This window comes from Microbacterium sp. NPDC089189 (genome assembly GCF_040685095.1).
Taxonomy (GTDB): domain Bacteria; phylum Actinomycetota; class Actinomycetes; order Actinomycetales; family Microbacteriaceae; genus Microbacterium.
This window is the reverse complement of sequence record NZ_JBFBHG010000010.1, coordinates 55,781-73,486: the sequence shown is the minus strand read 5'-3', so window position 1 is coordinate 73,486 and position 17,706 is coordinate 55,781. Positions and strand designations below refer to the sequence as shown.

Sequence of the window (17,706 nt, the reverse complement as noted above, 5' to 3'; positions counted from 1 at the left end):
CCCGTGCGGAAATCGCAGGCGCCCGGCCCGGCCGTGGCGGCGCGGGCGTGATGGAATGGGGTGTCGGCACCCGGTCGACGCGGCGGAGGTGACCGTGACACGAGCACGACAGGACCGCGTCCTGTCCCTGCTCGTGCGCGAGCGGGACTGGATGACGGCCAGCAGCCTGGCCGACGTCGTCGGGGTGACGCCGCGCAGCATCCGCTCCTACGTCACCGCGCTCAACGCACGGTCCTCGGGAGCGGTCGAGTCGGGCCCGCTCGGGTACCGCGCCGGCAGCGATGCCGCGGCGACCCTGCGCACACCGGCGGTGGATGCGGGCACCCCGCGCGACCGCCTGCACACGATCGTGCGGGCGCTGCTGGCGGGGCGCGACGGCATCGACGTGTACGAGACCGCCGACGCCCTGTTCGTCAGCGCCGCCACGGTGGAGTCGGACCTCGCCCGCGTCCGCGGGCTCCTGGGCGGCACCGAGCTCTCCCTGGAGCGCTCCGCATCCCGCGCGCGGCTCGTGGGGACCGAGACGGCCCAGCGGCGTCTGCTCAGCCGTCTCGTGCACGACGAGATGGATGAGGGCGCGTTCGATCTGTTGGCCCTGCGCCGCACGCTCGGCGAGAAGTCGGTCGCGCCGCGGGCCTTCGGGGCCTTCAAAGCCGAGCTCGTCGCCCGCCTGACCGACCTCGGCTACTACGTCAACGAGTTCGGCATCTCGGACGTCCTCATGCACATCGCGATCTCGGCCGATCGGGTCTCCGCCGGGCGGGGGCTCGACGAGACCGCGACGCCCCCCACGGCCGCGCAGTCCGCCATCGCCGCCGCCATCGACCAGCTCGCCCAGCAGCACCTCGACGTGCGGCTGGGAGCGGGCGACACCCAGCATCTGGCGACGATCGTGCTCACCCGCATCGTCGCGCCCGGCGCGGTCGACGCCACGCGCGCGCCCCTCGACCCCGAGGTCGAGCAGGTGGTGGGCGACGTGGTCGCCGAGGCGGCATCCGAGTTCCTGGTCGACATCGTGGCGCCGGAGTTCGTGCAGCGGCTCGCGCTGCACGTGCAGAACCTGCGCCTGCGCGCCCGCGAGCAGGCGTGGTCGCGCAACCCGCTGACGCGATCGCTCAAGTCGACGTATCCGATGATCTTCGATGTGGCCGTCTACATCGCCAGCCGACTGCAGGAACGCCTCGGCATCCCGCTGCTCGACGACGAGATCGCGTACATCGCCATGCACGTCGGCGGGCAGCTCGAGCGCCGGCGCCGCGCGGACCACCTGTTGACCGCGACGATCGTGTGCCCCGGTTACTACGAGCTGCACGAGCTGCTGCGCTCCAGCGTCGACCGTTCGCTGGGGCAGGCCATCGAGGTGGTGGGCGTCGAGACGCGCGTCGACCCCGACTGGGCCTCGATCGACACCGACCTGGTGCTCACCACGATCGATGCGCCCATCGCGGGGGAGCGGTTCGTCCGCATCCAGCCGTTCCTCACGCACGCCGACGTGGAACGCGTGCAGGCGGTCGCCGGGCGCGTGCGCCGCGCGCGTCGGCTGGCCCGCTTGCGCGCGGAGCTGGAGCGCTACGTGGATGCGGGATCGTTCGTCCGCGGGCTCGACCCGGCGGCGGGCGAGGAGGCCGCGATCCGGCAGCTGGGCGGCACGCTCGTCGACCGCGGCATCATCGACCAGGACTACCTCGAGCGCACGATCGAGCGGGAGCGGCTGTCGTCGACGGCGTTCACCGATGCGCTCGCGGTGCCGCACGCCATCGGCATGACCGCGATCCGCACCGCCATCGCCATCGGCATCGCCGACCCGCCGATGCCGTGGGGCGACGGGCGCGTGCAGGTGGTGGCGCTCGCCGCGTTCTCCGAGAGCGACCGCGAGGCGTTCCAGACCGTGTTCGAGCAGTTCGTCGAGGTGTTCAGCGAGCGCGACAGCGTGCAGCGCATCGTGCGCCGCGGTACCGACTTCTCCTCGTTCCTGGACGAGCTCGTCGCCGTCATCGACGGCTGACCCGCCCGCTTCGCGCGGCGCTTCGCCCTCGCCCTGCGCTTCGCCCTCGCCCTGCGCTTCGCCCTCGCCCTGCGCTTCGCCCTCGCCCTGCGCTTCGCCCTCTGAGCCGAGCGCACATCCGGTGATCGAGCGCACATCCCGGACGATATGCGTTCGACGACAGGATGTGCGCTCGGCCGGGGACGGGGTGGCTCGGGCTCGGGGCGGCACCGTCCCACCGTGTGCACGCGGCGCGCGGCCGGGGGGAGTCAGGGCGTCACGAGCCGGTCAGAAAGCTGGCCGAGCGCATATCCGGTGATCGAGCGCACATCCCGGACGATATGCGTTCGACGACGCGATGTGCGCTCGGCCGGGAAGCGTCGGCGAAAGAAGGAGCCGGCGGGGCCAGCGCCCCGGCCCCGGACCCAGCGCCCGGGCCCCGGCGCGGGCCGGGCCGGCGCCCGACCAGGGCGGGGGTCAGCGGGTGCGGAGGCGGGCGGTGAGCGCGGCGCGGACCGTCGGCCACTCGCTGTCGATGATCGAGAACACGACGGTGTCGCGCAGGGTGCCGTCCGCCCACACGACGTGGTTGCGCAGCACCCCGTCCTGCTTCGCGCCCAGGCGAGCGATCGCCGCCCGCGATTGGTGATTGTGCCAGTGGGTGCGGAACTCCACCGCGCGGCACCCCAGCTCGTCGAACGCCCGCTCGAGCAGCAGGAGCTTGGCGGCCGGATTGACACCGGTGCCCTGCGCGTCGCGTCCGAGCCAGGTCGAACCGATCTCGAGACGGCGGTTGGCCGCATCCAGATTCAGGTAGGTCGTCATGCCGACGGCGGTTCCGGTGGCGGGGGAGACGATCGCCCACGGGGCGAGCCGGCCGGCGCGGTGCTCGTCGAGCCGCCGCTCGATCTCGATCGCCATCGCGTCCGGGGCGGGGATGCGGGTGTACCAGGTCTTCCACAGCTCGCCCACCGCGACGGCGGCCGAGAGATCCGCCGCGTGCGACGGATCGAGCGGCTCGAGGCGCACGTGCACGTTCTCGAGCACCGGCGTGCGGGCGAAGGGAACGCTCACGACAGTCGCGCGAGCAGCTCGCGGGCGCCCGTGTCGAGTGCTGCGAGGCGCTGGGCGGCGTCATCCGCCGTGTCACCGCGCACATCCAGGTACAGCTTGAGCTTGGGCTCGGTGCCGGACGGGCGCACGATCAGGCGCCCGCCGCCCTTCAGCCAGTACCGCAGCACATCACCGGGCGGCAGGTCGTCGACACCTTCGCGGAGGTCGTCGACACCCTTCACCTTGACGTCGCCGATCCGGGCGGGCGGGTCGGCGCGGAGCGCCGCCATGATGCGGTCGATGACCGACAGGTCGTCGACGCGCACCGAGATCTGACCGCTCGCGAACGCACCGAACGTGGCGTCGAACTCGGCGAGGAGATCGCTGATGCTGCGTCCTTCGCCGCGGGCGGTGGCTGCCAGCTCGAGCATCGCGACGGCGGCGGAGATGCCGTCCTTGTCGCGCACCGTCTCGGGGTTTACGAGGTAGCCGAGCGCCTCCTCGAAGCCGAACACGATGCGCGGTGCGCGTGCGATCCACTTGAAGCCGGTCAGCGTCGCCGTGAAGTCGAGTCCGTAGTGGCGGGCCACCGCCTCCAGCCCTGGGGAGGACACGAGCGAGCAGGCGAGCGTTCCCCGCTCCTCGCCGACGGCGCCGGATGCGGCGACCGCCCGTGCGGCACGCCAGCCGAGCAGCAGCCCGATCTGGTTGCCGCTGAGCCGGCGCCATCCACCGTCGGCCGCGGCGTCCGGCACGGCCACGGCGAGGCGGTCGGCATCGGGGTCGTTGGCGATGATGAGCTCGGCGCCGCTGTCGCGCGCCGTCTGGAACGCGAGATCCATGGCGCCGGGCTCTTCCGGATTCGGGAACGCCACGGTCGGGAATGTGCCGTCGGGCTCGGCCTGAGCGGCGACCTGGATGGGCTCCGGGTAGCCGGCGGCCGCGACGACGCGTCCGAGCGTCTCTCCGCCGACGCCGTGCATCGCGGTGTACACCCAGCGCAGTCCCGCCGCGCCGGGCGGTGCGGGTGCGACATCCGCGGTACGGGCGACGTAGTCGTCGACCACCTCGTCGGATGCGGTGCGGTACCCCAGGAGGCGGGGCAGCGCGCTGACGGACTCCTCGGAGGCGACGCGGGAGATGTGCGCCGCGATCTCGCCGTCCGCGGGCGGCACGATCTGCGTGCCGTCGTCGACGCCGCCCAGGTACACCTTGTAGCCGTTGTCGTTGGGCGGGTTGTGACTGGCGGTCACCATGACGCCGGCGTCGGCGCCCAATGCGCGCACGGCGTAGGCCAGCACGGGGGTCGGCAGCAGGCGGGGCAGGATCACGGCGTCGAGTCCGGCGCCCGCGAAGATCTCGGCGGAGTCCCGCGCGAAGACGTCGGAGTTGCGGCGACCGTCGTAGCCGATGACGACCGTCGGCGTGCGGCCGGGGGCCGCCTTCTCGTGCAGATACCCGGCCAGGCCCGCGGCCGCCTGGGCGACGAGCACGCGGTTCATCCGGTTGCTGCCCGCGCCCAGCTCGCCGCGCAGGCCCGCGGTGCCGAAGGCGAGACGGCGTCCGAAGCGGTCGTCGAGGTCGGCGAGAGCCGGCGCATCACCGGCGGACGCCCGCTCGATCAGCTGCTCGAGCTCGGCGCGCGTCTCGGCGTCCGGATCCTGCGCGAGCCACGCACGGGCGTCGTCGAGGGTGCTCACAGCGCCTCGATGACCCGTGCCAGCAGCGACGAGATGACGGGCTCGGCGTCGCGGCCGGCCTCGATCACCTCGGCGTGGCTGAGGGGGGTCTTCTGGATGCCGGCGGCGAGGTTCGTGATGAGCGAGAACCCGAGGATCTCCATCCCCGCCTGGCGTGCCGCGATCGCCTCGAGCGCGGTCGACATGCCGACGATGTGGCCGCCGATGGTCTTGGCCATCTGCACCTCGGCCGGCGTCTCGTAGTGGGGTCCGCGGAACTGGCAGTACACGCCTTCGTCCAGCGAGGGATCGATCGTGCGTGCCACCTCGCGCAGACGCTGCGAGTACAGGTCGGTCAGGTCGATGAAGGTGGCGCCCTCGAGCGGTGAGTCCGCCGTGAGGTTGATGTGGTCGCTGATGAGCACCGGCTGGCCGGGCGCCCAGGTCTCCTTGATGCCCCCGGCGCCGTTGGTGAGCACCATCGTCTTGGCCCCGGTCGCGGCGGCCGTGCGCACACTGTGGACGACGCGGCGCGTGCCGTGGCCCTCGTAGTAGTGCGTGCGCGCGCCGATGACCAGCACGTGCCGGCCGGCGGGCGTGCGGACGCTGCGGAGGGTCCCCACGTGACCCTCCAGCGCGGGCTTGCTGAAGCCGGTGACCTCGGTCGCCGGGACGGTCGCGACGGTCTCGCCGATCAGCTCGGCGGCCTTGCCCCATCCGCTGCCGAGCGTGAGGGCGATGTCGTGCTGCTCGACGCCGGTCAGGCGGGCGATGTCGTCGGCGGCGCGGCGGGCGACCTCGAACGGGTCGGCCGAAGGGTCGTCGAGCGGGTTGGTGACGGAGGTTGACATGCCCCCACTCTATGAACGAGCGACGCCGGCAGCCACTCCGACGGGCTGCGGGGCGCCGGTTTCGTTCCCGCATCCTCGGAGGGCGAGAATGGGGGCATGTCCCTGAGCTTCGAAAACGCGCAGCGCGTCGCGATCATCGGTGGTGGCCCCGGCGGCTACGAAGCGGCGCTGGCGGCGGCCCAGCTCGGGGCGGAGGTGACGCTGGTCGAACGCGCGGGCGTGGGCGGCTCCGCCGTCATCACCGACGTCGTCCCGTCGAAGACGCTGATCGCCACCGCGGATGCGGCCGTCGCGATCGCCGGCGCGAGCGAGCTCGGCGTGGAGCTGTTCGCCAAGAACGGCGACGGCGTGCCCCTGCAGCCGCAGGTCGCCATCAACCTCGGCGCCGTCAACCGGCGTCTGCTGGCCCTGGCCCGCCAGCAGTCCGACGACATGCGCGCCTCGCTGAGCGAGGCGGGCGTCCGGATCATCTCCGGCTCAGGCCGGCTCGACGGTCCCGGCGCGATCATCGTGTCGACGGGCCCCGGCGGCACCGACTTCGACCGCATCGAAGCCGACACCCTCGTCGTCTCGGTCGGCGCGGCGCCTCGCGAGCTGCCGGCCGCCAAGCCCGACGGCGAGCGCATCCTCACCTGGACGCAGCTCTACAACATGCAGTCGATCCCCGAGCACCTGATCGTGGTCGGCTCGGGCGTCACGGGCGCCGAGTTCGCGTCGGCGTACATGAACCTCGGCGCCAAGGTCACCCTCGTCTCCAGCCGCGACCAGGTGCTTCCGGGCGAAGATGCGGATGCGGCCGCGGTGCTCGAGAAGGTCTTCGCGCGCGGCGGCATGACCCTGCTCGCCAAGGCCCGCGCCGAGCGCGCGGAGAACACCGGCACCGGCGTCGTCGTCACGCTCTCGGACGGCCGCACCATCGAGGGCAGCCACTGTCTGATGGCCGTCGGATCGATCCCGAACACCGCGGGCATCGGACTCGAGGAGGCCGGGGTGGAGACGACCGAGTCCGGCCACATCCGCGTCAACCGGGTCGCCCGCACCTCGGTGCCCAACATCTACGCCGCCGGCGACTGCACCACCTTCGTGCCGCTGGCGTCCGTCGCGTCGATGCAGGGGCGGATGGCGGTGTTCCACGCCCTCGGCGACGTCGTCATCCCGCTCGAACAGCGCCGGATCGCCGCGAACATCTTCACCGCCCCCGAGATCGCGACCGTCGGCTGGCAGGAGAAGGACGTGCTCTCGGGCGCCATCAACGGCATCGTGCGCAAGACGCCGCTCGCCGCCAACCCGCGCGCCAAGATGATGGGCATCAAGGACGGCTTCGTCAAGATCATCGCCCGCGAGGGCAGCGGAACCGTCATCGGCGGAACGATCGTCGGGCCCCGCGCCTCGGAGCTCATCTACCCGCTGTCGATCGCGGTGGAGCGCCGGCTCACGGTCGACCAGGTCTCGCGGGTCTTCACCGTGTACCCGTCGCTGTCGGGCAGCATCGCCGACGCGATGCGCGCGATGCACATCATCGAGCCCACCGACGACGAGGACTGACCCGCCGCGTCCGGGCGCGCCGACGGCGTCGACCGCCCCGGCGTTCCCCGGATGCGGGCGCGCGGTGCCCGGCGTCAGCTGATGGTGAGGAGCGCGTGCCCGGCGGAGACCGTGGTGCCGGCGGCCGCGTTGATCGCGCCGACGAGGCCGTCCTTGTGCGCCTGGATGGGCTGTTCCATCTTCATCGCCTCGAGCACGACGACCAGATCGCCCTTGACGACCTGCTGCCCCTCGGTCACAGCCACCTTGACGATCGTCGCCTGCATGGGCGCCTTGACGGCGTCGCCCGAGGCGCCGGCCGTGGCCGTCGTCTGGTGCGAGCGGCGCGACGGCGGCACGGCCGCGGGGCGTCCGACGGAGGCCGGCGCGGCGGCGATGCGGTCGGGCAGGCTGACCTCGAGGCGCTTGCCGCCCACCTCGACGACGACCGTGTGACGGGCCTCTTCGGGGGCGGGCTCGCCCAGCTCGCCGTCCCACGCGGGGATCTCGTTGACGAACTCGGTCTCGATCCACCGGGTGAACACCGAGAAGGTGCCGTCCTCGGCGGTGAAGGCGGGCTCGCGCACGACGGCGCGGTGGAAGGGGAGGACGGTGGGAAGGCCGGCGACCTCGAACTCGTCGAGCGCCCGTCGGGCGCGGGCGAGCGCCTCGGCGCGGTCGCGGCCCGTGACCACGATCTTCGCGAGCAGCGAGTCGAAGGAGCCCGAGACGACGTCGCCGGCGGTGACGCCCGAGTCGAGCCGGATGCCGGGGCCGCCGAAGGTCTTGAAGACCTTGATCGGGCCGGGTTGCGGCAGGAAGTTGCGCCCCGGGTCCTCGCCGTTGATGCGGAACTCGATCGAGTGCCCCACCGGCGCGGGATCGTCGTAGCCGATCTCCTCGCCCTCGGCGATACGGAACTGCTCGCGCACCAGGTCGATGCCGGTGACCTCTTCGGAGACCGGGTGCTCGACCTGCAGACGCGTGTTGACCTCGAGGAACGAGATGGTGCCGTCGGCGCCGATGAGGAACTCGCAGGTTCCCGCTCCGACGTAGCCGACCTGGCGCAGGATCGCCTTCGACGACTCGTACAGGATGCGGTTCTGCTCGTCGGTGAGGAAGGGCGCGGGCGCCTCCTCCACGAGCTTCTGGTGACGACGCTGCAGCGAGCAGTCGCGGGTCGAGATGACGACGACGTTGCCGGCGGCATCCGCCAGGCACTGGGTCTCGACGTGGCGGGGCTTGTCGAGGTACTTCTCGACGAAGCATTCGCCGCGGCCGAAGGCGGTGATGGCCTCGCGGGTGGCGGAGGCGAAGAGCTCCTCGACCTCGTCGAGTTCGCGGGCGACCTTGAGGCCGCGCCCGCCGCCGCCGTACGCGGCCTTGATCGCGATGGGGAGCCCGAACTCCTCGGCGAAGGCGATGACCTCGGCGGCGCCGGACACCGGACCCGGGGTGCCGGGGGCGAGGGGCGCTCCGACCGTCTCGGCGACGTGACGGGCGGTCACCTTGTCGCCGAGCGCCTCGATGGCCTCCGGCGAGGGACCGATCCACGTCAGACCCGCGGCGATGACGGCGCGGGCGAAGTCCGCGTTCTCGGCGAGGAAGCCGTACCCGGGGTGCACGGCGTCGGCGCCGGCGCGGCGGGCGATCGAGAGGATCTTCTCGATCGACAGATACGTGTCGGCACCGGTCGTACCGTCCAGTGCGTAGGCCTCGTCGGCGAGGCGGACATGGAGGGCGTCCCGGTCCTGGTCGGCGTAGACGGCGACGGACGACTTCCCGGAGTCACGAGCGGCGCGGATGATGCGCACGGCGATCTCCCCGCGGTTCGCGACGAGGACCTTAGCGATGCGAGGCATGAGTGCCAGCCTACCGAGAGCTTGCCGGGTGTTTTTGACCGCACCCCACAAGAACCGCCGAATTTGTATGTGGGAATCTACGAGGACGCGGCCGCGGCGCCCGCATCCGCCCACAGAGTGGTCCACGGGACGTCGAGCTCGCCGCACAGCCGGCGGAGGGTGGACAGCGACATGCCGACCACGGTGGACGGGTCGCCCTCGACCCGGGTGATGAACGGGCCGCCGAGGCTGTCGAGGGTGAACGCGCCCGCGACGAGCAGCGGTTCGCCGGTCGCGACGTACGCATCGATCTCGGCGTCCGTCATGTCGGCGGCGAACGAGACGGATGCCGCGGCGACCGCATGCGCCTCGGCGGGGGCCCTGCCCGGAGCGATCCGGACGACGCTGTGGCCCGAGTGGAGCACGCCGGTGCGCCCCCGCATGGCCCGCCACCGAGCGGTCGCCACCTCGGGCGTGTAGGGCTTGCCCAGGACCTCGCCGTCGATCGCGAACATCGAGTCGCCGCCGATGACGATGCCGTCGAAGTCGGGGTCGTCCGCCTCGATCTCGGCGGCCACGGCGGCCGCTTTGCGCCGCGCGAGCAGCAGCACATGCTCCTCGGGGGCGAGCGCGCGGCCTTCACCGGCCTCGACCGCCGCGACGACGGCCTCCTCGTCGACGTCGGGCGCCTTCGTGGCCGGTTCGATGCCCGCCTGGCGCAGCAGCATGAGGCGGGCGGGGGATGTCGAGGCGAGGAGCACGCGCATACGCCCACGCTATCCGCCCGCGCCGGAGAGCCCGTGTGCGAAGCTCGAGGAATGGATGCGGGCCAGCAGATCGACCTCGAAATCACCGACGTGGCGCACGGCGGGGTGTTCGTCGGGCGGCACGGAGAGCCCGGGGAGCGGGGCCGCGTCGTGTTCGTGCCCGACACGATGCCCGGCGAGCGGGTGCGCGTGCGGCTCACCGACACGCGGAAGTCGTCGTTCTGGCGCGGCGAGGTCGTCGAGGTGCTCGAGGCGTCGCCCCATCGGCGCCCGCACATCTGGCCCCAGGCCGAGCTGACCGCCCTCGACGAGGACCGACCCGGCGGCGCCGACTTCGGGCACATCGATCTCGCCGAGCAGCGGCGGCTCAAGCTGCGCGTCGTCGAGGACGCCCTCGCCCGCATCGGGCGGCTGTCGCTCCCGGTCACGATGGAGGAGGCCGCGGGCCTCGCCGACGACGGGACGCGCCTGCCCGAGCGGGCCGACGGCACACGGTGGCGCACCCGCGTGAGCCTGCACGTCGACGACGCGGGCCGCGTGGGCCCGTTCGGCGCCCGGAGCCACCGCGTCGTGACCGTGACCGATCTTCCGCTGGCCACCGAGGCCGTGGCCCGCGCCGCCGACGAGCTGACCGGCGGCAGGCCCGGACGCATCGACCTCGTGCAGCCCGTCGACGGGCGGGTGCGTGTGATCGCCCGACCCGACGACGCCCGTCGGGGAGACGTGGCCCCCGAGACCGTCGTGGAGCGCGTCGCCGGACGCGAGTTCCGGGTCGATGCGAGCGGGTTCTGGCAGGTCCACCGGCTGGCGGCAGCGACTTTGACCTCGATGGTGCAGGACGCGGCCCGCGCCGTCGGCGCGGACGCCGACGGCTGGCACCTCGACCTCTACGGCGGCGTGGGACTGCTGGGTGCGGCCCTGGGCGATGTGCTGGGCGCGGGCGCCCGCATCACCAGCGTCGAGTCCGATCCGCGTGCCACCGAGCACGCCGGCCGGAATCTCGCGGAGTGGGTGGGGGCCCGGGCCGAGACCGGGCGCGCAGAGCGGTGGGTGGCACAGCTCGCCGCGAACGCCGGTGCGGGGGAGCGGGAACGCCTCGGACGCGGCACCATCGTGCTCGATCCGCCGCGCGCCGGAGCCGGGCAGGCGACGGCCCGGACGATCGCATCGCTCGAGCCCGCGTCGATCATCTACGTCGCGTGCGATCCGGTCGCGCTCGCCCGCGACCTGGCGGTGTTCCGCGAGGCGGGGTACGAGGCGGCATCCGTGCGTGCCGTCGATCTCTTCCCGCACTCGCACCACGTCGAAGCCGTGGTCGCGCTCACGCGCTGACCGGGTTCCCGGCGTAGCAGATCGCGCCGCCGCGCCCCCCCGGGACGCGGCCCCGCGGCGACTAGCATGAGGCCATGACGCGCGTCGCTTTCATCGACGACCACGAGTCGGTCCGGCTCGGGGTCGAAGCCGCGTGCGCGCGCACCGGTTCGACCGACGTGGTGTTCTCGGGAGCGACCGTCACGGCGTACTTCGCCTGGCGCTGCGGCAACGAGGAACGCGCCGACGTCGTGGTGCTGGATCTCACCCTCGGAGACGGCACGACCGTCAGCGAGAACGTGACGCGGCTGACCGACGACGGATCGTCCGTGGTGATCTACAGCGTGGCCGACCGCCCCGCCGCCGTCCGCGAGGCGCTCCACGCGGGAGCCGTCGGCGTCATCAGCAAGGCCGCGCCGATCGCGGACGTCGTGGGGGCCATCACGACCGTCGCCCGCGGCGATGTGCTGAACACGGTCGAGTGGGCGTCGGCCATCGCCGGTGACCGCGCATTCGCCGACGCGCAGCTCTCGACCCGCGAGCGCGAGGTGCTCAAGCTCTACGCGGCGGGCCTCCCGCTGAAGATCGTCGCCGACCGCCTCGGCATCGCCTTCTCGACCGCCAAGGAGAACATCACCCGCATCCGCGTGAAGTACGTGGATGTGGGCCGTCCCGCCCCCACCAAGGTCGACCTGCTGCGGCGGGCCCTCGAGGACGGACTGCTCACCGAGCAGTCGGTGGGCGCGCATGGTTCTTAACCCGGCCGCGGTGCTGTGGCCGGAAGGAACCGACAGCTCGGGGATCCCGGGTATCGCCTCCTTCACGCGCGAACGCGTGGAGCGGGTCATGGCGGTCTCGGTCGCGATCGCGTTCCTCCCCCTCGCGGCGCAGGCGTTCTTCGCGGCGCTCGGGGCCGCCGACGTCGCACCCGGCTGGGAGATCGCGCTCATGGTGCTGGCGTTCGTGCCGTTGGCGTTCATGGAGCTGGCGTTCTTCACCGGCAGACTCGTGAAGACCGCGGGCACGCTGTTCGTCTCGGCCTACGTCCTCGTGCTGCTGCTCTGGCCCATCGCCTCGCAGGGGTCCGCGACCGCCATCACCTACCAGCCGTGGGTCTACCTCCTCGTCACGGTCGCGACGGTGTCCGCGGTCATCGTGATGCCGATGTCGGTGCACATCACCCTGACGATCGTCATCCCGCTGCTGTACGGTCTCGTGCGCATGATCGGTCTCGGCTTCGTCGGCGACGCCTGGATCGCGGTGGGGCTCGACACGTCCTACTCCCTCATCCTCGGGTCCGTCCTGCTGGTGCTCGCCTGGACCTTCCGCACCGCCGCGTCGACGATCGACGAGCGTCGCGTCCACGCCGTGAGCTCCTACGCACAGGCGGCCGCGGTCACGGCGACCGAGCGCGAACGCGTCGCGGTGGCCGCGCTCATGCACGACAGCGTGCTCGCCGCGCTCATCGCGGCCGAGCGTGCCGAGACACCCCGTGAGAACGACCTCGCCGTGTCGATGGCCCGCGAAGCCCTCACCCGGCTCGCGAACACCGACCGGGATGCGGGAGAGGGCAGCGATGCGCCGATCTCGGCGCGTGCCCTGGTCGAGCAGCTCGAACGCATGCTGGCCGACGTCGGCGCGGATGCCGCGGTCGTGGCCCGCATCGACGACCGCACCCCCGTCGTGCCCGGTCGCGTGGCCCGTGCGCTCGTCCTGGCCGCAGCGCAGGCCGTCTCCAACGCGGTGGAGCACGCCGGCGGGCGGGGCCTCGCGGTCGACGTCGAGGGGCGGAGCGCACCGGGCGGTGTGACGATCCGCGTGGCCGACGAGGGGCCGGGGTTCGTCATCGACGAGGTACCGGCCGACCGCCTCGGAATCCGGGCCTCGATCCTGGCCCGCGTGAGCGCCTTCGGCGGGCGCGCCACGGTCGACTCCGACGCCACGGGAACCCGCGTGACGCTCGTCTGGCAGGAGGCCGACGCGTGATCAGCATCCGGTTCGTCACGACGCTGCTCGGCGTCGCCTTCACGGGCTTCCTCGTCGCCCGGGCGTCGTGGATCACGGGGCCCGTCGACCGCCCCGCGCTGCTCTGGGTCGCGATCGTCGTCTTCCTGCTGACCGCGTGGACATGCATCTTCTGGGGCACCCCCACGGGGCTGCGCACCCGCAGCGTGAACGTGACGGTGGCGCGCGGCGGTGAGCGTCTGCCGATGTGGTTGTGCCTCGTGGCGCTCCTGGTGGCCATGGTGCTGCCGCCGATGATCGCCGCGGGCGTCGGATCGGGTGATCTCACCGAGCAGTACTCCACCTGGTACATCGGCGGTCTCGGTGCGCTCATGACCATCCTCGTCATCCGGCGTCGCCCGTGGGCGGCGTGGAGCGGCACGGCGGTGCTCGCCGGCTGGTCGGCCTTCCTGCTCGGCCCGCTGGGGGCGCTGGGGCTGGGCCTGGTCGGCTCGGTCGTCTGGGTGACCGGAGCGCAGTTCTTCACCTACGCGCTCGACCGCGCGGCGCGCGACACCGAGCGTCTCGGCGAGCTGCAGCGCACCGCATCCGCCGTCCAGGCCGCACAGGGCGGCCAGCAGCGCGAGCGCCGCATCCAGATCCAGCGCGCGCTCGCCGTGGCGGGGCCGGTGCTCGCGCGCACGATCGCCACGGGCGGACGGCTCTCGCCGGAGGAGCGCACCGACGCCCGGATCGCCGAGGGGCGCCTGCGCGACGAGCTCCGTGGTCCGCGACTGCTCGACGAGGACGTGCGGGAGGCGCTGGATGCCGCCCGCCGTCGCGGGGCGCTGGTCACCGTCCTCGACGAGGGCGGACTCGACGGCGTCGCCGAGGAGCACCTGCACGCCATCCGCGCCGAGCTGGCGCACGCCCTGCGGCAGTCGCGGTCGGAGCGGCTCTACATCCGCACCTCGCCGGACGACCGCGTCGCGGTGACCGTCGTGGGTCGCGCGTCGTCGACGCTGGGTCTCTCGGACGAGGACAGCGTCGACCTCTGGCGCGAGATCGAGCACCCGGTTCGCTGAGGCGGGGGCCCGGGGGGAGCCGTCGACGCCGAGCCGAAAGAAGTGGGAGGCGGAGGGTGGCGAATCGCACACCCTCCGCCTCCGGCGAGCAGTTACCCGAAAACCACTCGCGAGACCGAAACCGGTATCCCACCCTGATGGGAGACGGTTCGATCGAACGCAGATTGCGTTCCAGCTCCATCAGTCTCCGCGATGGGCGAAATCGTGTCTGTAGGTACTTTGGGGGACACGGGATGCGGCGACGGTGACACCGCCGCCCGGCGCCTCAACCGCCGAAGCGGCCCCATCCCAGATCGCGGCGCAGCGGCGTGCGCGGCGAGCGCTGCGTGAGCTCCCACCCGGAGCGCTGGTGCGCCTCGGGCGCCACCGCCGATTCGGCCTCCTGCTGGTAGGCGGCCGAGACCACGGCGACCGCGGCGGCGAGTTCCTCCGCCGTCGGGTTGCCGCGGCGCACGTCGATGTCGGGAGCCGAGGGGGCGCGGTCGTCCTGGCTCACAGCGGGATGTTCCCGTGCTTCTTGGGCGGCATGCTCGCGCGCTTGCCGCGCAGCGAGCGCAGCGCCTTGGCGATCGCGACGCGGGTCTGCGCGGGCTCGATGATGCCGTCGAGCTCGCCGCGCTCGGCGGCGAGGAACGGGGAGGCCACGTTGTACGTGTACTCGTTCGCGAGCCGGGTGCGCACCGCCGCCACGTCCTCGCCCGCATCCGCGGCGCGCTTCAGCTCGCCGCGGTAGAGGATGTTGACCGCTCCCTGACCGCCCATGACCGCGATCTCGGCGGTCGGCCACGCGAGGTTGACGTCGGCTCCGAGCTGCTTCGAGCCCATGACGATGTACGCGCCGCCGTAGGCCTTCCGCAGGATCACGGTGACCAGGGGCACGGTCGCCTCGGCGTAGGCGTACAGCAGCTTGGCGCCGCGGCGGATGACACCCGTCCACTCCTGGTCGGTGCCGGGGAGGTATCCCGGCACATCCACGAGCGTGACGATCGGGATCGAGAACGCGTCGCAGAAGCGGACGAAGCGGCTCGCCTTCTCGCCGGCGTCGATGTTGAGCGTGCCGGCCATCTGCGACGGCTGGTTGGCGATGATGCCGACCGTGCGCCCCTCGACCCGGCCGAAGCCGATGACGATGTTCGGCGCGAACAGCGGCTGCACCTCGAGGAAGTCGCCGTCGTCGACGACGTGCTCGATCACCTGGTGGATGTCGTAGGGCTGGTTGGGCGAGTCGGGGATGACCGTATTGAGCGAACGGTCCGCATCCGTCGTCTCGAAGTCGAACGCGTTCTCGTAAACGGGAAGCTCGGCCATGTTGTTGTCGGGGAGGAATCCCACCAGCGAGCGCACGTAGTCGATCGCGTCGTCCTCGTCGTCGGCGAGGTAGTGCGCGACGCCGGAGCGGGTGTTGTGGGTGTGCGCACCGCCGAGCTCCTCCATCCCGACGTCCTCTCCGGTGACGGTCTTGATGACGTCGGGGCCGGTGACGAACATCTGGCTGGTCTTGTCGACCATGACGACGAAGTCGGTCAGGGCGGGCGAGTACACGGCGCCGCCGGCCGCGGGGCCCATGATGAGCGAGATCTGCGGGATGACCCCGGATGCGGCGGTGTTCAGGCGGAAGATCTCGCCGTACTTGCCGAGCGCCACGACGCCCTCCTGGATGCGGGCGCCGCCCGAGTCGAGGATGCCGATGCAGGGGCACCCGGCGCGCATCGCGAACTCCATGATCTTGATGATCTTGTCGCCGGCGACCTCGCCGAGCGATCCGCCGAACGTCGAGAAGTCCTGTGCGTACACCGCGACCGTGCGGCCGTGGATGGTGCCGGTGCCGATGACGACCGAGTCGCCGTAGGGGCGGGCCTTGTCCATCCCGAACGCCGTCGTGCGGTGCCGCACGTACTCGTCCATCTCGACGAAGCTGCCGTGGTCCACGAGCAGCTCGATGCGCTCGCGCGCGGTGAGCTTGTCCTTGGCGTGCTGTTTGAGCTGGGCGTTCTTCTCTGCGTCGACGACCGCTTCCTGGTAGCGCTGGCGCAGGTCGGCGATCTTGCCGGCGGTGGTCGAGAAAGCGGGGCTGTCGGTCACGGGTTCCACCCTATCGGCGCGATCCGCTGCATCGTTGGAGGGTCTCGACAGCTGTGCGCCGCTTTCGCTGTGGCGACGGCACGGACGCGTGCGGTGTCAAGCGGGGCGCACGGGGGCGGGGAGCGCGCGTAGGGTGACGGCATGCCGATCCCCGCCGAAGGATTCCCGCTGGCCGCCGCCGTCAGCCCGCGCCTCCAGATCGTCGAGACGACCGACTCGACGAACGCCGACGTCGTGAGCGCGGTCGCCGCCGACGACGCCGAGTGGCCCCACCTCTCGGCCCTCCTCACGACCGACCAGCGGCACGGACGCGGACGCCTCGACCGCCACTGGATCGCTCCGGCCGGAACGGCGCTGGCCGTCTCGGTGGTCGTGCGCGTTCCGGGGCTGCCGATCGAGGCCCGCGGCTGGATCCCGCTCATCGCGGGCGCGGCGATGACCTCGGCCGTCGCGGCGCAGCTCGGCGAAGCGCACGAGGTGCGGCTCAAGTGGCCCAACGACGTTCTCGTCGACGGGGCGAAGATCTGCGGCATCCTCGCCGAGGCGGTGCCGAACCATCCGGATGCGGTCGTCGTCGGCGCCGGGGTCAACACCCGCATGGCGCGCACCGATCTGCCCGTCGCCACGGCGATCTCGTTCGGCGCGATCGGACGCGAGTGCGACGACGACCGACTGCTCGCGGACTTCCTGACCGCGCTCCGTGATCATCTCGACGCGCTCGTGGGTGCGCGCGGCGACGCCGAGGCCTCGGGCGTCCACGCCGCCGTCGAGAAGGCATGCGCGACGATCGGTGCCGATGTCACCGTGTCGCTGCCCGACGACACAGTCCTCGAGGGCCGGGCCGAGCGCATCGACGCCGGCGGGCGGCTCGTCGTCTCGCGCGGCGGCGCCGAGCTACCGGTGGCGGCGGGCGACGTCACGCACGTGCGCTGACGGCTTCGGGGCGTGGCTGACCGGGGCTTGTCGGCGTCAGCACGCACAATGGGAGCATGACGCAGCCGACCGGTCTCGGGATATCCCGTCCGCTCACGCCCGCGCCCGGCGTCCCCACGCCGGAGCGCCGGATCGTGCGCACGCGTCCCCACGCGCGCCGGCTCTTCTGGTCGGCGCTCGTGCTCATCGCGGCCGGCGGGGCGACGGGGTACTTCCTCGGCAACCTCCCCGCTCCGTTCGAGGACTGGATGCTGCTCGCCACCGCCGGAGCCGTCGTGCTGCTGCTCGTGGTCGTGCCGTTCCTCGTCTGGTGGGGCCACACGTACACGATCACCACGCGGCGGGTGATCGAGAGGGCGGGGCTGTTCGGGCGACGCTCCCGAGAGCTGACGCACGTGCGCGGCTACGCGATCACGTTGCGCCGCGGCATCCTGCAGCGCCTGTGGGGGACGGGCACGCTGCTGCTCGACGACGGGGTGGGGCGCCCCCTCGCTATCCGCAACATCCCGCAGGCGCAGCTGGTGCACGAAGTGCTCGTCGACCAGGTCGAGGTCAATCAGATCCTGGCGCACCGCGACGCACAGCCGCTGCCGCCCGGACCACCCCCTCTTCCCGGGCGCTGACGCGGTGAGAACGCACGGTGCGCGCCGGA

General features: G+C 72.3%; 15 protein-coding genes. 8 read left to right on the top strand and 7 right to left on the bottom strand.

All coding sequences use genetic code 11. From position 1 onward, the window contains the following. Positions 1-94 precede the first annotated feature (94 nt). A complete protein-coding gene (locus tag AB0N73_RS07640) occupies positions 95-2,005 on the top strand; it encodes a PTS sugar transporter subunit IIA (RefSeq protein ID WP_363562028.1) in 1,911 nt (636 codons plus the stop codon). Between the two features lie 456 nt (positions 2,006-2,461). Here AB0N73_RS07640 and AB0N73_RS07635 read toward each other — a convergent pair whose 3' ends face one another. The 3 genes from AB0N73_RS07635 to AB0N73_RS07625 are packed head-to-tail and all read right to left on the bottom strand — an operon-like array spanning position 2,462 to position 5,567. After that, positions 2,462-3,058, bottom strand: a complete 597-nt coding sequence (locus AB0N73_RS07635) for a GNAT family protein (protein ID WP_363562026.1) — start codon at positions 3,056-3,058, stop codon at positions 2,462-2,464. Beyond that, positions 3,055-4,737: a phospho-sugar mutase gene (locus tag AB0N73_RS07630; RefSeq protein ID WP_363562024.1), complete on the bottom strand. Its 1,683-nt coding sequence runs from the start codon at positions 4,735-4,737 to the stop codon at positions 3,055-3,057. Before AB0N73_RS07630 ends, AB0N73_RS07635 begins: the two co-directional genes overlap by 4 nt. Continuing rightward, positions 4,734-5,567 (bottom strand): purine-nucleoside phosphorylase, encoded by an 834-nt coding sequence (locus AB0N73_RS07625; protein WP_363562022.1) that lies wholly within the window; start codon positions 5,565-5,567, stop codon positions 4,734-4,736. The genes AB0N73_RS07630 and AB0N73_RS07625 overlap by 4 nt, the downstream gene beginning before the upstream one ends. A 96-nt stretch (positions 5,568-5,663) precedes the next feature. Between AB0N73_RS07625 and AB0N73_RS07620 the strand changes: the two genes are divergently transcribed. Beyond that, a complete protein-coding gene (locus AB0N73_RS07620) occupies positions 5,664-7,112 on the top strand; it encodes an NAD(P)H-quinone dehydrogenase (RefSeq protein ID WP_363562020.1) in 1,449 nt (482 codons plus the stop codon). A gap of 74 nt (positions 7,113-7,186) precedes the next feature. Here AB0N73_RS07620 and AB0N73_RS07615 read toward each other — a convergent pair whose 3' ends face one another. Both AB0N73_RS07615 and AB0N73_RS07610 read right to left on the bottom strand, forming a co-directional pair. Further along, a complete protein-coding gene (locus AB0N73_RS07615) occupies positions 7,187-8,953 on the bottom strand; it encodes a biotin carboxylase N-terminal domain-containing protein (RefSeq protein WP_363562018.1) in 1,767 nt (588 codons plus the stop codon). A gap of 77 nt (positions 8,954-9,030) precedes the next feature. Continuing rightward, complete coding sequence (locus tag AB0N73_RS07610; RefSeq protein WP_363562016.1) at positions 9,031-9,699, bottom strand: Maf family protein; 669 nt, start codon at positions 9,697-9,699, stop codon at positions 9,031-9,033. 51 nt (positions 9,700-9,750) lie between these two features. Here AB0N73_RS07610 and AB0N73_RS07605 point away from each other — a divergent pair, with 51 nt between their 5' ends. The 4 genes from AB0N73_RS07605 to AB0N73_RS07590 all read left to right on the top strand — a co-directional run bounded on the left by AB0N73_RS07605 (position 9,751) and on the right by AB0N73_RS07590 (position 14,039). Next, positions 9,751-11,031 (top strand): TRAM domain-containing protein, encoded by a 1,281-nt coding sequence (locus AB0N73_RS07605; protein ID WP_363562014.1) that lies wholly within the window; start codon positions 9,751-9,753, stop codon positions 11,029-11,031. A 74-nt stretch (positions 11,032-11,105) separates the two neighbouring features. Further along, entirely contained in the window at positions 11,106-11,768 is a 663-nt protein-coding gene (locus AB0N73_RS07600) for a response regulator transcription factor (RefSeq protein ID WP_363562012.1), read from the top strand. Then, positions 11,758-12,996 carry an ATP-binding protein gene (locus tag AB0N73_RS07595; RefSeq protein ID WP_363562010.1) on the top strand — a complete coding sequence of 413 codons (1,239 nt, stop codon included), beginning with the start codon at positions 11,758-11,760 and terminating at the stop codon, positions 12,994-12,996. The genes AB0N73_RS07600 and AB0N73_RS07595 overlap by 11 nt, the downstream gene beginning before the upstream one ends. After that, positions 12,993-14,039: a hypothetical protein gene (locus AB0N73_RS07590; protein WP_363562008.1), complete on the top strand. Its 1,047-nt coding sequence runs from the start codon at positions 12,993-12,995 to the stop codon at positions 14,037-14,039. The genes AB0N73_RS07595 and AB0N73_RS07590 overlap by 4 nt, the downstream gene beginning before the upstream one ends. A 265-nt stretch (positions 14,040-14,304) precedes the next feature. Here AB0N73_RS07590 and AB0N73_RS07585 read toward each other — a convergent pair whose 3' ends face one another. Together AB0N73_RS07585 and AB0N73_RS07580 are read right to left on the bottom strand one after the other, a co-directional pair. Beyond that, positions 14,305-14,535 (bottom strand): acyl-CoA carboxylase epsilon subunit, encoded by a 231-nt coding sequence (locus AB0N73_RS07585; RefSeq protein ID WP_363562006.1) that lies wholly within the window; start codon positions 14,533-14,535, stop codon positions 14,305-14,307. Further along, positions 14,532-16,130, bottom strand: coding sequence for an acyl-CoA carboxylase subunit beta (locus AB0N73_RS07580; RefSeq protein WP_363562004.1), 1,599 nt, complete (start codon positions 16,128-16,130; stop codon positions 14,532-14,534). Before AB0N73_RS07580 ends, AB0N73_RS07585 begins: the two co-directional genes overlap by 4 nt. 132 nt (positions 16,131-16,262) lie before the next feature. Between AB0N73_RS07580 and AB0N73_RS07575 the strand changes: the two genes are divergently transcribed. Together AB0N73_RS07575 and AB0N73_RS07570 are read left to right on the top strand one after the other, a co-directional pair. Further along, positions 16,263-17,054, top strand: a complete 792-nt coding sequence (locus tag AB0N73_RS07575) for a biotin--[acetyl-CoA-carboxylase] ligase (RefSeq protein ID WP_363562002.1) — start codon at positions 16,263-16,265, stop codon at positions 17,052-17,054. Positions 17,055-17,110: 56 nt separating this feature from the next. Continuing rightward, positions 17,111-17,677 carry a PH domain-containing protein gene (locus tag AB0N73_RS07570; protein WP_363562000.1) on the top strand — a complete coding sequence of 189 codons (567 nt, stop codon included), beginning with the start codon at positions 17,111-17,113 and terminating at the stop codon, positions 17,675-17,677. Positions 17,678-17,706: the final 29 nt, after the last annotated feature.